The organism is Jannaschia sp. L-14R (assembly GCF_056857695.1).
Window position 1 is genome coordinate 57,974 of the sequence record NZ_JBSXNP010000011.1, and the last position, 12,471, is coordinate 70,444.

The 12,471-nt window shown below is 65.0% G+C and carries 16 protein-coding genes; 7 read left to right on the plus strand and 9 right to left on the minus strand.

Going from position 1 to position 12,471, the window contains the following annotated elements; translation table 11 throughout:
• The first annotated feature begins 182 nt into the window (after nucleotides 1–182).
• From AC13C2_RS12900 to AC13C2_RS12920, 5 genes are all read left to right on the plus strand, one after another.
• Complete coding sequence (locus AC13C2_RS12900; RefSeq protein ID WP_482887607.1) at nucleotides 183–1,463, plus strand: DEAD/DEAH box helicase; 1,281 nt, start codon at nucleotides 183–185, stop codon at nucleotides 1,461–1,463.
• Between the two features lie 76 nt (nucleotides 1,464–1,539).
• Entirely contained in the window at nucleotides 1,540–2,097 is a 558-nt protein-coding gene (locus AC13C2_RS12905) for a hypothetical protein (protein ID WP_092760506.1), read from the plus strand.
• Between the two features lie 88 nt (nucleotides 2,098–2,185).
• On the plus strand, nucleotides 2,186–2,539 hold the full coding sequence (locus tag AC13C2_RS12910) for a hypothetical protein (protein WP_245737503.1): 354 nt from the start codon (nucleotides 2,186–2,188) through the stop codon (nucleotides 2,537–2,539).
• A complete protein-coding gene (locus AC13C2_RS12915) occupies nucleotides 2,532–3,071 on the plus strand; it encodes a hypothetical protein (RefSeq protein WP_092760504.1) in 540 nt (179 codons plus the stop codon). The genes AC13C2_RS12910 and AC13C2_RS12915 overlap by 8 nt, the downstream gene beginning before the upstream one ends.
• 54 nt (nucleotides 3,072–3,125) lie before the next feature.
• Complete coding sequence (locus AC13C2_RS12920; RefSeq protein WP_482887052.1) at nucleotides 3,126–3,809, plus strand: NAD-dependent deacylase; 684 nt, start codon at nucleotides 3,126–3,128, stop codon at nucleotides 3,807–3,809.
• A 15-nt stretch (nucleotides 3,810–3,824) separates the two neighbouring features.
• Here the strand turns inward: AC13C2_RS12920 and AC13C2_RS12925 are convergent, their stop codons facing one another.
• Entirely contained in the window at nucleotides 3,825–3,995 is a 171-nt protein-coding gene (locus AC13C2_RS12925) for a hypothetical protein (RefSeq protein WP_482887053.1), read from the minus strand.
• A 97-nt stretch (nucleotides 3,996–4,092) separates the two neighbouring features.
• Here AC13C2_RS12925 and AC13C2_RS12930 point away from each other — a divergent pair, with 97 nt between their 5' ends.
• Entirely contained in the window at nucleotides 4,093–4,971 is an 879-nt protein-coding gene (locus AC13C2_RS12930) for a LysR family transcriptional regulator (protein ID WP_482887054.1), read from the plus strand.
• A 48-nt stretch (nucleotides 4,972–5,019) separates the two neighbouring features.
• Here the strand turns inward: AC13C2_RS12930 and rpmB are convergent, their stop codons facing one another.
• Together rpmB and meaB are read right to left on the minus strand one after the other, a co-directional pair.
• Nucleotides 5,020–5,322 carry a 50S ribosomal protein L28 gene (gene rpmB, locus AC13C2_RS12935; RefSeq protein ID WP_092760498.1) on the minus strand — a complete coding sequence of 101 codons (303 nt, stop codon included), beginning with the start codon at nucleotides 5,320–5,322 and terminating at the stop codon, nucleotides 5,020–5,022.
• A gap of 132 nt (nucleotides 5,323–5,454) precedes the next feature.
• A complete protein-coding gene (gene meaB / locus AC13C2_RS12940) occupies nucleotides 5,455–6,432 on the minus strand; it encodes a methylmalonyl Co-A mutase-associated GTPase MeaB (RefSeq protein WP_482887055.1) in 978 nt (325 codons plus the stop codon).
• Between the two features lie 89 nt (nucleotides 6,433–6,521).
• Between meaB and hrpB the strand changes: the two genes are divergently transcribed.
• On the plus strand, nucleotides 6,522–8,882 hold the full coding sequence (hrpB, locus tag AC13C2_RS12945) for an ATP-dependent helicase HrpB (RefSeq protein ID WP_482887056.1): 2,361 nt from the start codon (nucleotides 6,522–6,524) through the stop codon (nucleotides 8,880–8,882).
• A gap of 42 nt (nucleotides 8,883–8,924) precedes the next feature.
• On the opposite strand, the gene AC13C2_RS12950 is transcribed toward hrpB, so the two are convergent.
• From AC13C2_RS12950 to AC13C2_RS12975, 6 genes are all read right to left on the minus strand, one after another.
• The gene (locus tag AC13C2_RS12950) at nucleotides 8,925–9,728 is read right to left on the minus strand and encodes an alpha/beta hydrolase (protein ID WP_482887057.1); all 804 of its coding nucleotides are present in this window, start codon (nucleotides 9,726–9,728) and stop codon (nucleotides 8,925–8,927) included.
• A gap of 70 nt (nucleotides 9,729–9,798) precedes the next feature.
• Nucleotides 9,799–10,353 (minus strand): F0F1 ATP synthase subunit B, encoded by a 555-nt coding sequence (locus AC13C2_RS12955; protein WP_092760490.1) that lies wholly within the window; start codon nucleotides 10,351–10,353, stop codon nucleotides 9,799–9,801.
• Nucleotides 10,354–10,356: 3 nt separating this feature from the next.
• On the minus strand, nucleotides 10,357–10,911 hold the full coding sequence (locus tag AC13C2_RS12960; protein WP_092760488.1) for a F0F1 ATP synthase subunit B': 555 nt from the start codon (nucleotides 10,909–10,911) through the stop codon (nucleotides 10,357–10,359).
• Between the two features lie 105 nt (nucleotides 10,912–11,016).
• A complete protein-coding gene (locus AC13C2_RS12965) occupies nucleotides 11,017–11,256 on the minus strand; it encodes a F0F1 ATP synthase subunit C (RefSeq protein ID WP_092760486.1) in 240 nt (79 codons plus the stop codon).
• 49 nt (nucleotides 11,257–11,305) lie between these two features.
• Nucleotides 11,306–12,064 carry a F0F1 ATP synthase subunit A gene (locus AC13C2_RS12970; RefSeq protein ID WP_482887608.1) on the minus strand — a complete coding sequence of 253 codons (759 nt, stop codon included), beginning with the start codon at nucleotides 12,062–12,064 and terminating at the stop codon, nucleotides 11,306–11,308.
• A 55-nt stretch (nucleotides 12,065–12,119) separates the two neighbouring features.
• Entirely contained in the window at nucleotides 12,120–12,470 is a 351-nt protein-coding gene (locus tag AC13C2_RS12975) for an AtpZ/AtpI family protein (protein ID WP_092760484.1), read from the minus strand.
• Nucleotide 12,471: the final 1 nt, after the last annotated feature.

Genomic DNA, 12,471 nt, shown 5'->3' on the forward strand with positions numbered 1-12,471 from the left:
CCGCCCCTTGGGCCGCGTGAGCCGGGTGTCCGATGACGGACATCCTCAGCGACGGGCGGGTTTGCTTCCCCAAGGATCACGCCAGGGCAGCGCGACCTGACCCCATGACGGGGCGCGTCGTGACCCCTCCCCCGCGTTCCACCGGGAACGCCGTTACGCGCATCGGCGCGAAGGAAAAGTACATGGATTTCGACATGCTGGGGCTGAAGCCTCGCCTGATTACCGCCCTGAACGACATGGGCATCAAGGACCCGACCCCGATCCAGAAGCAGGCCATTCCGCCGGCGCTGGACGGGCGTGACGTCATGGGCCTTGCCCAGACCGGAACCGGCAAGACCGCCGCATTCGGCCTGCCGCTGATTCAGCATCTGATGGAGGGCGATGTGCGCCCGTACCCGCGCTGCGCCCGCGCGTTGATCCTGGCCCCCACGCGCGAGTTGGTGAACCAGATCGGCGAGAGCCTGGACGGGTTCATCAAGGGCAGCCACATGAAGGTCGCCAAGGTTGTCGGCGGCGTCGGCATCAACCCGCAGATCAAGCGGCTGGAACGTGGCGTGGACCTGCTGGTCGCGACACCCGGACGCCTGATCGACCTGATGGATCGCGGTGCGGTCAACCTGTCGGAAAGCCATTTTCTGGTTCTGGACGAGGCTGACCAGATGCTGGACATGGGCTTCATCCACGCGCTGAAGAAGATCGCCCTGAAGCTGCCGAAAGAGCGTCAGACCCTGCTGTTCTCGGCGACGATGCCGAAGGACATGGAAAGTCTGGCCGCGACATATCTGGACAAGCCGGTTCGGGTGCAGGTCGCGACTTCCGGTCAGACCGCAGACAAGATCGAGCAGTCGATCCACTATATCGCCAAGTCTGAAAAGCCCGGACTTTTGCTGGACCTGCTGCGCGACCACCCGAACGAGGCGGCGCTGGTTTTCGCGCGCACAAAGCACGGGTCGGACCGTCTGGCCAAGCAGTTGACCGGCGCGGGCGTCAATGCCGTCGCGATCCACGGCAACCGCAGCCAGGGTCAGCGGACCCGCGCGCTGGAGGCGTTCACCAATGGCGATGCGCCGGTTCTGGTGGCAACGGATGTGGCCGCGCGGGGTCTGGATATCCCGGTTGTCAAGCACGTCTATAACTACGAACTGCCGAACGTGCCCGAAACTTACGTTCACCGCATCGGGCGGACAGCGCGGGCCGGGCGCGAGGGTGCCGCGATCACATTGTGCGCGCCCGACGAAATGGGCGAGCTGAAGGACATCGAGAAGGTCATCAGGGGGTCGATCCCTGTGGCATCCGGCAGCCGCTGGACGCCGGCGCAGGAGGAGGCCAAGCCCAAGCAGAACCGGGGCGGTGGCGGCGGTCGTCGTCAGGGCGGCGGCGGTCAGCGTCAGGGCGCCCCCAAGGGCGCACGCCCCGGCGGCGGTGGCGGCAATCGCCGTCGGCGTCCCCGGCAGAGCGCCTGAGGCACGGCGTAGCATCTCCGACTTGCCCTGCGCCGACGCGCGGGGCAATCTGATGCCACTAGCCCGGAGGCCTGAAATGACGCGTTTTTCTGCTCGAATCGCCCTGATTCTGACGTTTGCGATGCTGTTTCCAGGTTCGCTTGCGGCGCAGGAAACGGGTGAGCGGTTGCAGATCGTGGCCCCCGAAGGCTTTGTCGAATACCGCAGCAGCGGCGTGAACGGGACGGCATTGATAGAGTTCGTACCTGACGGACAGACGACCGAAGACTGGACACAGAAGGTATCGCTTCAATTCCTGCCGTCGATCCAGGAGCCGGTCGCTTTCACCGACGCCGTATCGCAGTCCGTCATGCAGGCCTGCGCCAGTGCGGAAGTCGCGCAGATCTCGCAACCGACCGAAGCCGGACATGCCACCTCGCTGATCCTTGTCGGCTGCCCGCTGTCGCCCGCGACGGGCAAGCCCGAGTATTTCCTGATGAAGGCCATTGCCGGACATGATCGTCTGTATGTCGTGCAGATGGCCTGGGCCGGGCCGCGCCCCACGCCGGACGATGTGACGACATGGTCCGTCTGGCTGCGGCGTGTCGTGGCATGTGACGAAGGAAGCACGGAGGCCGCCTGCGCAGGTGGCTAGAACGGGCGCGGTCCGATAGTCGATTGCCTGTCGGCGAGAGCTCTGGCATTGTGCGGTCAAAACATATGACCGGAGGCCTGAGCAGCTTATGAATCCGATCAAGAAAGCCCCCCTGGCACTGCTTCTGGTGCTGTCTGCCTGTGGCGGAAGCGGTGCCGTAGGCGGTGGCCCGCGCGATGCGCCGATCCGCAGTTTCGCGACCGGCCCGATCTATTCCGCCTGTAATGCTTCGGACCGCAATGCGGCCTCCAGAAGCCTCTGCGGTTGTATTCAGGCCTCGGCCAATACGATTTTGAGCAAGGGTGAACAATCGCGTGCGGTGCAGTTCTTCCGCGATCCGCAAAAGGCGCAGGACGTGCGTCAGTCCGAGCGCGCGCGCGATGAACGCTTCTGGAAACGCTACAGGCAGTTCGTCGAAGTATCGGAACGCGCCTGTGCGTAACGGCGGATTGGCCGCCCTGCTGGCCATCTCCCTTGGCGCGCCTTCCCTGATTGCCATGCCCGCGATGGCGGCTGAAACGCTGCGGTTTTTCCCACCCGACGGGTTTACCGGCGTCCATGTCAGCGAAAGCGACACGGTCCGCCTGTCGGAATATGTGCGCGACGGCGAAGCGCTGGACGGCTGGACGCATGCGATAACGGTTGCGGAACTTCGCGGGACCGGTTGGACCGCGTCGGAATACGTCAGTCAGTTGCAGGCTGATCTGGCGGCGAGTTGTTCGCAGGCATTCGAGATGTCCCCCGACACGTTCGAAGCGGGGGGGCGCACATCCACCATCTCGATCCACGCCTGTCCCAACATGGACATCAGCGGTCGCCCGGAGATCGACCTTGTCCGGGTGATCGAGGGTGCGGACGACAAGTTGTTCGTGATCCAGCGCAGCTGGGTCATCAGCCCGCCGAATGAAGAGTTGCTGGAATGGTCGGACTGGATTAGGGCGTTGCAGGTCTGCGACGATGACGGCTGCGCCTGAACGGATCGCCGCAGTCACGGGACCGGCCAGTTCACTGCGCCTGACGTGCGACGCATGAAACGCATCGTGATCTTATCCGGCGCGGGGCTGAGCGCGGAATCCGGCCTGGGCACGTTCCGCGACGTGGACGGATTATGGACGCGCTACGATCTGGAGGACGTGGCCACACCGGGCGGCTTCGCCCGCGACCCCGCCCTGGTCCACGACTTCTATAATGCGCGCCGGGCCAACATGGCGGCGGCCCGGCCGAATGCGGCGCATGAGGCACTGACGCGGCTGTCGAAGCACGGGGACGTCATGCTGGTCACACAGAACATCGACGACCTGCTGGAGCGTGCCGGCGCCACCGACGTGATCCACATGCACGGAGAGCTTGCGCGGGCGCTGTGCCATGCCTGCGGTGCACGGTGGGTTGCGCCGCCGGTCATGTCGGCGGATGCCCCCTGTCCTGTCTGCAACGCGGCCGCCACCCGGCCCGACGTCGTCTGGTTCGGCGAAATGCCCTATCACATGGACCGCATCGAGGCGGCACTGGCACGGGCCGATCTGTTCGTGTCGATCGGCACCTCCGGCACGGTCTACCCAGCGTCGGGCTTCGTGGATTTGGCGCGGATGGCTGGTGCCGGGACACTTGAGTTGAACCTCGCGGCCTCGGGCGGGCGCTTTGACGCGGTGCGCGAGGGAGCCGCGACGGATGTAGTGGTGGAATGGGTGGCGGAGATTTTGGACGATGCCTGACCTCCGCCGGTTTCGTCACCAATCAACGCGACGCTCCCACGTCTGGTGGAGCGGATGATCGTCCATCTTGCGACGCATATGCTCGATATACATGCTTTCATGCGTCGGCAACGGTTTGGCGGGCGGTTTCGATATGTGATGCCTCCGCTCATTGCGCGAGAAGAGTGTCTTTAGCGAGAGTTTCATGTCGACCTCCTGATACTTGCTGATAGATCTATCATTGCGCCACTTGATGCGATCCGGCAAAGTAATACGAAACACGATATGTTAGCTGAGGTATCGTATGGAATGGTCGCGACTGCCACCGCTGGCCGCGCTGCGCGCCTTTGAAGCGGCCGCCCGCTGTCGCAGCTTTACGCGCGCCGCGCAGGAGCTGAACGTCACCCATGCGGCCATCGCCCAACATGTTCGCAAGCTGGAAACTGCCCTTGCGCACAGCCTCGTCGTGCGCGACGGGCGCGGCATCGCGGTCACACCCGCCGGGGTGCAACTGGCCGAGGCGCTTACCTTGGGGTTCGGCACAATCGGCGCGGCGGTGGACCGGCTTCAGGCCGACGCCGAGACGCGGCCCCTGTCGCTTTCGGTTACGCCCGCTTTCGCCGCAGGCTGGCTTATGCCGCGGATCGGTGACTTCTGGACGCGCCATCCGGATATTCCGCTTAACATTCAACCAAACGTCGAAGTTTCTGATCTGCGCCGTGACGGAGTAGACATGGCGATCCGGCACGGCGACGGCATATGGCCCGGATTGGATGCCGAGCTGCTGACCGATGGCGACCACTGGGTCGTCGTGCACCCGGACCTGCTGGGCGAATGCAAACCGTCCTGCCTTGGCGATCTTCTGCATCTGCCCTGGCTGCTGGAGCATTACATGCTGGAGCGGCGCGCCATGATTGAACGGGAAGGCATCGACCTGGATGATGTTCGGATGCAATTGATGGAAACGAACTGGATGGTGCTGGCGGCGGCGCAGGCGGGGCATGGCGTGACCGTCCAGCCCAAGTCGCTGGTGGACCGCGACGTCGCGGCGGGCACATTGGTCAAGGTCTGCGAGTTGAACGGCGGATCGTTGGGATATTACCTCGTCACCCTGCCCGGTCGCGTCTCGCCCCGTTTGCGGACACTGCGGCGATGGCTGCACGGACAGGTCGGCAATCGCTGAACACAAAAAGGGGGCCCAAAGGCCCCCGATTCACATAGCTGACAAAGATCAGGCTTCCAGAGCAGCCGCCGTGTCGGAAGACTTGGCGATGTCCTTCTTGATCTTCAGCGCTCGGTCGGACAGGTTGACGTCCTTTTCCTTGGCAAGGAAAGCGTCCAGACCGCCACGGTGATCGACGGTGCGCAGCGCCGCCGCCGAGATGCGCAGCTTGAAGCTGCGACCCAGCGTTTCGGACTGAAGCGACACGTCGTTCAGGTTGGGCAGGAACCGGCGACGCGTTCTGTTATTCGCGTGGCTGACATTGTTGCCCGACATCGGGCCTTTTCCGGTGAGTTCGCAAACGCGCGACATGGGCCACCTCGGGTTTAAGGGTTCATAAAAACAGGTGCAGGGCCGATCAGACGGCCCCGCAGTCGCGGCGTGATAGGCTTAAGGGACAGGGGCGTCAAGGCGGAACATCGGGTTCGGTATCCCTGCGCGGCATCAGTTTCCCAGATCGTCCAGCAGATCGCGTGCGGCGGCGCGTGCGGCACGGCGGCCTTCGGCGACGTCGCGGGCCAGGCGCGTCATATCTGCGCGCACCTCGGGCGTGTCCAGACGGGCCAACAGACCGGCGCGAACTTCTTCGCGGAACCAATGCGCGGCCTGCTCGGCGCGACAGGTCGCCCAGTGGCCGTTGTCACGCCGCCAAGTGGCCAGCGTCTGCATCTGCTCCCATGCATCCGCCAATCCCGATGATTCGAGGGCAGAGACGGCCATCGCCCTGGGAAACCCTTCGGGGTCGTTCGGGCGCTTGCGAAGCAGCCGCAAGGCACCCGCGTAATCGGCGACTGTCCGGGTGGCCGTGGCTTTCAGGTCGCCATCGGCCTTGTTGACCAGAATCAGGTCGGCGATTTCCATGATGCCGCGTTTGACCCCCTGCAACTCGTCCCCGCCCGCGGGTGCCAGCAACAGAACGAACAGGTCCGAGATTTGCGCCACCATGGTTTCGGACTGACCGACGCCGACGGTTTCGATCAACACGATGTCAAACCCCGCCGCCTCGCACAGGGCCACCGCCTCGCGGGAACGGCGGGCGACACCGCCCAGGTGGCTGGCGGCAGGGGATGGGCGGATGAAGGCGTTCGCGTCACGGCTCAGATGTTCCATCCGCGTCTTGTCGCCCAGAATGGACCCGCCGGTGCGCGCGCTGCTGGGATCGACCGCCAGGACAGCGACCCGCTTGCCCTGCCCCGTCAGCATCAGACCGAATGCTTCGACGAAGGTCGATTTGCCGACACCGGGCGTGCCGGACAGGCCGATGCGCAACGCTTCGCGTCCTGTGTCGCGCAATCCGTCCAGCAGGGCGGCGGCCCGTTCCCGATGATCGGGGCGTGTGCTTTCGACCAGCGTAATCGCGCGGGCCAGTGCCCGGCGGTCGCCGGACAGGATCGGGTCGTGCAACGGGTCATGCGTGGTCATGGGGTTCGGGATGCCCGGCGCGTCGTGGGTTTGCAAGCGCCGCGCTCAATGCCGTAGGGAAGCGTCATCCGCGCCACGGGAGGCCCGACTTGTTCAGCGATCTGCCCATCGAAGAGGTGCTGCCAGAGCTTCTGGCGGCGCTGTCGGCACGAGGCGTTGCGGTTCTTCAGGCTCCTCCGGGGGCAGGCAAGACGACCCGCGTGCCCTTGGCGATGCTGCCCCTAGTCGAAGGTCGGATCATCCTGTTGGAGCCGCGACGGCTGGCGACCCGTGCCGCCGCCGCCCGCATGGCCGAGACGCTGGGCGAGGCCGCAGGGCAGACCGTCGGCTACCGGATGCGCGGCGCGTCGCAGGTGTCGAGGGCCACCCGGATCGAGGTCGTGACCGAAGGCATCCTGACCCGGATGATCCAGTCCGATCCGGAGTTGCCTGGCGTTGGCGCGCTGATCTTTGACGAATTCCACGAACGCTCGCTGAACGGCGACCTGGGGCTGGCCCTGGCGTGGGAAGCACGGCAGGTGTTGCGGCCCGATCTGATGCTTCTGGTGATGTCGGCCACGCTGGATGCGGACCCCGTAGCCGAAATGCTGGGCGCGCCGGTCGTGACGTCCGACGGACGCAGCTTCCCGGTCGAACGGCGCTGGCGGGATCGCCCTCCTGTCGCGGGGCAGCCCTTCGAGGCGCAGGTCGCTGCGTTGATAGCAGAGGCCATGACTGCGAGCGACGGCGACGTGCTGGCCTTCCTGCCCGGCGAGGGCGAAATCCGACGCTGTGCCGCGCTGCTGTCCGGTATCGCCGCCGATGTGCGTCCCCTGTACGGCGCGCTGCCCTTCGCCGAACAGCAGGCCGCGATCCTGCCCGGTCCGCGCCGTCGTGTCGTGCTGGCCACATCCATCGCCGAAACCTCGCTGACCATCGAAGGCGTGCGCGTGGTGGTCGACGGCGGGCTTGCCCGGCGTGCCCGGTTCGACGCGGCATCGGGCATGTCCCGGCTGGTGACGGAACGTGTCACGCGCGCCGAGGCCACGCAGCGGGCGGGCCGTGCCGGGCGGGTCGCAGCGGGTCTGGCCTTTGCCAACTGGACGCGCGGCGAAGAGGGCGGGATGCACGCCTTTCCCGGCCCGGAAATCGCCAATGCCGATCTGGCCGGACTGGCGCTGGAACTGGCCGTCTGGGGCGGAGGCGGTGCGGTCGAACACGATCTTGCGTTTCTGACGCCCCCGCCCGAGGGCGCACTGGCCGAGGCGCGGGTCCTGCTGACGGACCTGGGGGCGCTGAACGAGGGGCGCATCACCGGCCATGGCCGTGCGCTGTCCCGTCTGCCGCTGCATCCGCGTCTGGGGCATATGGTGCTGAACGGCGGTGGGGGGACCGCGAATGTCGCCGGGGTGCTGTCGGTGCGGATACCCCCCGGATCGGTTGATCTGACCGATGTCTTGCGCGCACCGTCCCGCGAAGCGCGGGCGGAGGCCAGACGATTGCGCCGGTTCGAGGCGGGACCGTCGCTGTCCGATGCGCAGCGGCTGGCACTGGCCTATCCAGACCGGGTCGGCTTGCGGCGCGCCGGAGATGCGCCGCGCTGGCTTTTGTCGGGCGGCAAGGGCGCCAAGATGCAGATCGGCGACGTATTGTCCGGGGCGCGGCTGATCGTAGCCTGCGATCTGGATGGCGATCCGACAGAAGCCCGTGTGCGGCGCGCGCTGTCGATCACCGTAGCGGAGTTGCGCGCGGTTCTGGGGGATCGCATCGGCTGGATCAATCTGTGTCGCTGGTCGACCCGGCATCGGCGGGTCGAGGCCCGGCGGCAGGAGCGTCTGGGTGCCATCGCCCTGGATGATCGGCCCTGGACGGATGCGCCGCCCGACAAGGTCGCCTCAGCCGTACTGGACGGGGTGCGGGCCTTGGGACTGGCTTGCCTGAACTGGACGCGGCGCGCCCGACTTTACCGTTCACGGATCGCGGCGGCGGGGCTGCGCGACGTGTCCGACGCGGCCCTGTTGAACGAATTGGAAGACTGGCTGTTGCCAATGCTGGACGGGGTCCGCGATGCGGAAGATCTTGGGCGGCTGGATCCGTTCGACGCGTTGCAGGGCTGGCTTGGATGGGAGGATGCGCGGCGGCTGGAGGACATTGCCCCGGCACATTACCGGTCGCCGCTGGGACGCAGGGTGCCGATCGACTATGGCCCCGACATACCAACGATATCGCTGCGCCTGCAGGAAGTCTTCGGCGAAACGCGGCACCCGCACGTCGGACAGACCGCCCTGCGAATGGAACTGCTGTCGCCCGCGCAACGCACCCTAGCGGTCACGCAGGACCTGCCGGGCTTCTGGGCCGGGGCTTACGCCGATGTGCGCAAGGACATGCGTGGGCAGTATCCGCGACATCCCTGGCCGGAGGACCCGACCATCGCGGTGCCCACAACGCGGGCGAAACCGCGCGGAACCTGACGGCAGAGCCTCCGGAGGGAATATGTTCCGAGCAAGGACAGATCAGGCAAGGAGATCGGCCATCAGGGCGGAGTCCGGATTGCGCAGGTCGTCGATGACATCGAAATGGTGGCGCGCTGGCATTTGTCGCAGCGGAACTGTCCATGCGGCGGCCAGGGCCCCGGCCTGCCAGAGGAAAGCGGGACGTTCGGACACGCCAACATGGATCGCAACCTTCGGGCCCTGGATCGGCTGGCCTGACACCGGACTTTCGGCGGTCGCCTCAAGCGGATCGAGGCGGAGATCGTCGTTCAGGGTCTGCGCCACCAGGGGGCGCAGGTCGGCGACCGGGCTGATGGGCACGCAGGTGGCGATACGCCCGGCACAGGTCGGTGTGGCGTCGGCCATGACAGCGCGGGCGACAAGGTGGCCCCCGGCGCTGTGCCCCGTCAGCCGGATCGGGCCGTCGATGCGAGCGGCGGCGCAGTCGATGGCTTTCGCGACCAGACGGGTGATGTCGGCGAGGCGAACGGTTGGGGCCAGCGGATAGCCGATGACGGCGACGGCGTGATCGCGGATCAGCGCGCCTTCCGCGAAGTGCGACCAGTCTGACTTTCCGAAGGCCCGCCAATAGCCACCGTGCACGAAGACCACGAGGCCCTTGGCCGGGCGTTCAGGATGGAACAGGTCGAAGGCCGCGCCCGGCAAGTCGGCATAGGCGATGTCCAGATCGGCACGGACGCGGACGCGGAAGGCGGCGGCTTCGGCTTGCCAGCGGAGCGGATAGTCAGCAGCGCCGTCGATATAGGCGGCGTTGGCATAGGCATCGTCGAGTGCGGCGCGATCCATGTGTTGCCAGCCGTTCATGCGCGGCTTGAGAACGAAAAAGGGCGCCCGCCTTGGGACGCCCGATGTTCGGTGGACTGATGATCGGAGATCAATGCAGCTTGGCGGCGACCGTATCGATGGACTGGTCGATCAGCGTGTTGGCTTCAGCGGCAGACATCTGTTTGGCGACGACTTCACCGGCGGCTGCGATGGCAACCGTAATGGCGGTATCACGAACTTCGCGCACGGCGGCGTTCTGTGCGCTTTCAATCTGATCTTCGGCGGCGGCCATCCGGCGCGCCACCGAGGTCTGCAGGTCGATCTTGGCCTGATCGCCTGCGGCGGTCGCCTCGGCCTTGGCGGTGGCCAGGATCTGGTCGGCCTGATCACGGGCATCGCGGGTCTTGCGTTCGTAGGATGCCAGCAGCGCCTGGGCTTCGTCACGCAGGGCACGGGCTTCGTCAAGATCGTTGCGAATACCCTTGGAGCGGTCGTCCAACATGCCCGTCAACATCGAGGGGATCTTGAAATACAACAGGATCGCGATGAAAACCAGGAAGCCCAGAACAACGATGAAATCGGTGTTCTCAAGACTGAAAAATGAGCCGGGCGCAGCGAAGGCAGGCGTCGCGGACAAAAGGGCGAGAGGCAGGATAAAGCGCATTATTCAGTTCCCCTTCACACGGGCGTCGACGGCGGCATTGACGGTCGCGGCATCGGCTTTGCCACCCAGCGCGGTGACGATTTCGGAGGCAACATCACGCGCCACCTGGGCGACGCTGGCAGCGGCACCCGCGCGAATCTCGGTGATCTGCTTTTCGCTCTCGGCAGCTTTGGCGCCGATTTTCTCGTCGGCCACGGCGATTGCGGCATCCAGGTCGGCCTTGATGGCGGCCCGTGCTTCGCCCGAAATGCGCTGCGCTTCCGCACGGGCATCGGTGAGGGCCTTTTCATAGGCCGCTTCCGCCTCGGTTGCCTGACGCTTGAGGTCTTCGGCGGCGGCAAGGTCGTTGGAAATCGTACCTGATCGTTCTGCCAGAACGGCGCTGACGCGCGGCAGGGCGATACGGGTCAGGATCAGGAAGATGGCAACCAGTGCGACAATCAGCCAGAAGATCTGGTTGGCGAACCACGCATCGCACAGCTGCGGCATGCCGATGGCACTGCCGCCGTCATCAACGCAGCTGCCTGCAAGTTCGAGGTCAATCGTATCGATGGCCATGGTCCGGTCCCGTCAGGTCGGTGGAGCGAAGCCAGGGCTTCGCGGGGTCCCGGCGGGCGGCACCTGTGCCCCCCGCCGATCGTAAGGATCTTAGCATTGCCGGTCTTAGACGGCGAACATCAGAAGCAGCGAGACGAGGAAGGCGAAGATGCCCAGAGCCTCGGCAAAGGCGATGCCGATGAAAAGCGTCGCGGTCTGCGCGTTGGCAGCCGAAGGGTTGCGCAGGGCTCCGGCCAGGAAGTTCCCGGCGACATTGCCCACACCGATGGCGGCCAGGCCCGAGCCGATGGCGGCCAGACCGGCACCGGCAAATTGACCCAGGGCGGAAGCGGCTTCGAGTTCCATATGATTTCTCCTTACGATGGAATTTCTGGAAGATGAGGTGTGCGGCCCGTCAGTGCGACGGGTGCAATGCGTCCTTGAGGTAAACGCATGTGAGGATGGTAAAGACGTAGGCCTGAATGAAGGCGACCAGCACCTCGAGCCCGAAGATGGCGGTGATCGCCAGGACCGAGACCGGCGCGATGGCCGTGATCGCGGCAAAGCCCGCGAAAACCTTGATAACCGCGTGACCGGCCATGATGTTGCCTGCCAATCGAATGGAATGGCTGACCGGACGCACGAAGTACGAAATCAGCTCGATGATCGCCAATATCGGACGCAGTGCGAGCGGCGCGGAGCTGACCCAGAACAGTCCCAGAAACTTCATGCCGTTCTTGACGAAGCCTACCACGGTCACCGTCAGGAAGACGGCAAGCGCCAGAAAGGCGGTCACGGCAATCTGGCTGGTCGGCGACGCCGACGTGGGGATCAGCGCAACGAAGTTGGCGAACAGGATGAACAGAAACAGCGTGAAGATGTAGGGGAAGAACTTGACGGCCTCTTTACCGGTTACATCCTCGACCATCTTGAAGACGAAGCCATATGTCAGCTCGGCCACCGATTGCGACCGGCCCGGCACGATGGCACGGCCACGGGTGCCCAGAACGAACATCAGCACGACGCAGAGCACCGCCAGGGCCATCCAGAACGTCAGGTTGGTAACCGTGTACCAGTAAACCGGATCGCCATATTCCCCGAACAGCGGCTTGATCATGAACTGATCCATCGGGTGGAAGGCCAATTCGCTTTCACCCTCCACACTGAAAAGCACTGAAATGACAATCAATGCGACGATGACCACCGCGAAGAATACAAGAATGCTCACCTCAGTCGTCCCCATCGTTCGGCGCACCTGCGCCCGGTTGTTTAAGGGCGGCTTCGGCATCGAACCGGCCCTGTATTTCGCGCGCGGAGCTGATCATCGTCTTCACACCGGCCGCAAAGCCCAGAAGCACGAACACGATCATCAGCCAGGGCGTTGTGCCCAGAAGATAATCCAGCCCGTAACCGATCCCGAACCCGATCCCCAGGCCCGCCACCAGTTCGATCACCATCCGCCAGGCCAGTTGAGCCTGGGAATAATGCTCCTCCATGTGGTCTTTGGCCTGAACCGGGCGCTTTGCCGCCAGCTTCGCCTCAAGGGCGCGCAGACGGTCGGCGTCGGTATCGTCGGACATC

Coding starts and splice junctions, on each gene's coding strand:
- rpmB (WP_092760498.1), bottom strand. CDS start 5,322: ATGTCGCGCGTTTGCGAACTCACCGGAAAAGGCCCGATGTCGGGCAAC.
- AC13C2_RS12955 (WP_092760490.1), bottom strand. CDS start 10,353: ATGCGCTTTATCCTGCCTCTCGCCCTTTTGTCCGCGACGCCTGCCTTC.
- AC13C2_RS12960 (WP_092760488.1), bottom strand. CDS start 10,911: ATGGCCATCGATACGATTGACCTCGAACTTGCAGGCAGCTGCGTTGAT.
- meaB (WP_482887055.1), bottom strand. CDS start 6,432: ATGACCACGCATGACCCGTTGCACGACCCGATCCTGTCCGGCGACCGC.
- AC13C2_RS12920 (WP_482887052.1), top strand. CDS start 3,126: ATGAAACGCATCGTGATCTTATCCGGCGCGGGGCTGAGCGCGGAATCC.
- AC13C2_RS12905 (WP_092760506.1), top strand. CDS start 1,540: ATGACGCGTTTTTCTGCTCGAATCGCCCTGATTCTGACGTTTGCGATG.
- AC13C2_RS12965 (WP_092760486.1), bottom strand. CDS start 11,256: ATGGAACTCGAAGCCGCTTCCGCCCTGGGTCAATTTGCCGGTGCCGGT.
- AC13C2_RS12975 (WP_092760484.1), bottom strand. CDS start 12,470: ATGTCCGACGATACCGACGCCGACCGTCTGCGCGCCCTTGAGGCGAAG.
- AC13C2_RS12910 (WP_245737503.1), top strand. CDS start 2,186: ATGAATCCGATCAAGAAAGCCCCCCTGGCACTGCTTCTGGTGCTGTCT.
- AC13C2_RS12900 (WP_482887607.1), top strand. CDS start 183: ATGGATTTCGACATGCTGGGGCTGAAGCCTCGCCTGATTACCGCCCTG.
- AC13C2_RS12930 (WP_482887054.1), top strand. CDS start 4,093: ATGGAATGGTCGCGACTGCCACCGCTGGCCGCGCTGCGCGCCTTTGAA.
- AC13C2_RS12925 (WP_482887053.1), bottom strand. CDS start 3,995: ATGAAACTCTCGCTAAAGACACTCTTCTCGCGCAATGAGCGGAGGCAT.
- AC13C2_RS12950 (WP_482887057.1), bottom strand. CDS start 9,728: ATGAACGGCTGGCAACACATGGATCGCGCCGCACTCGACGATGCCTAT.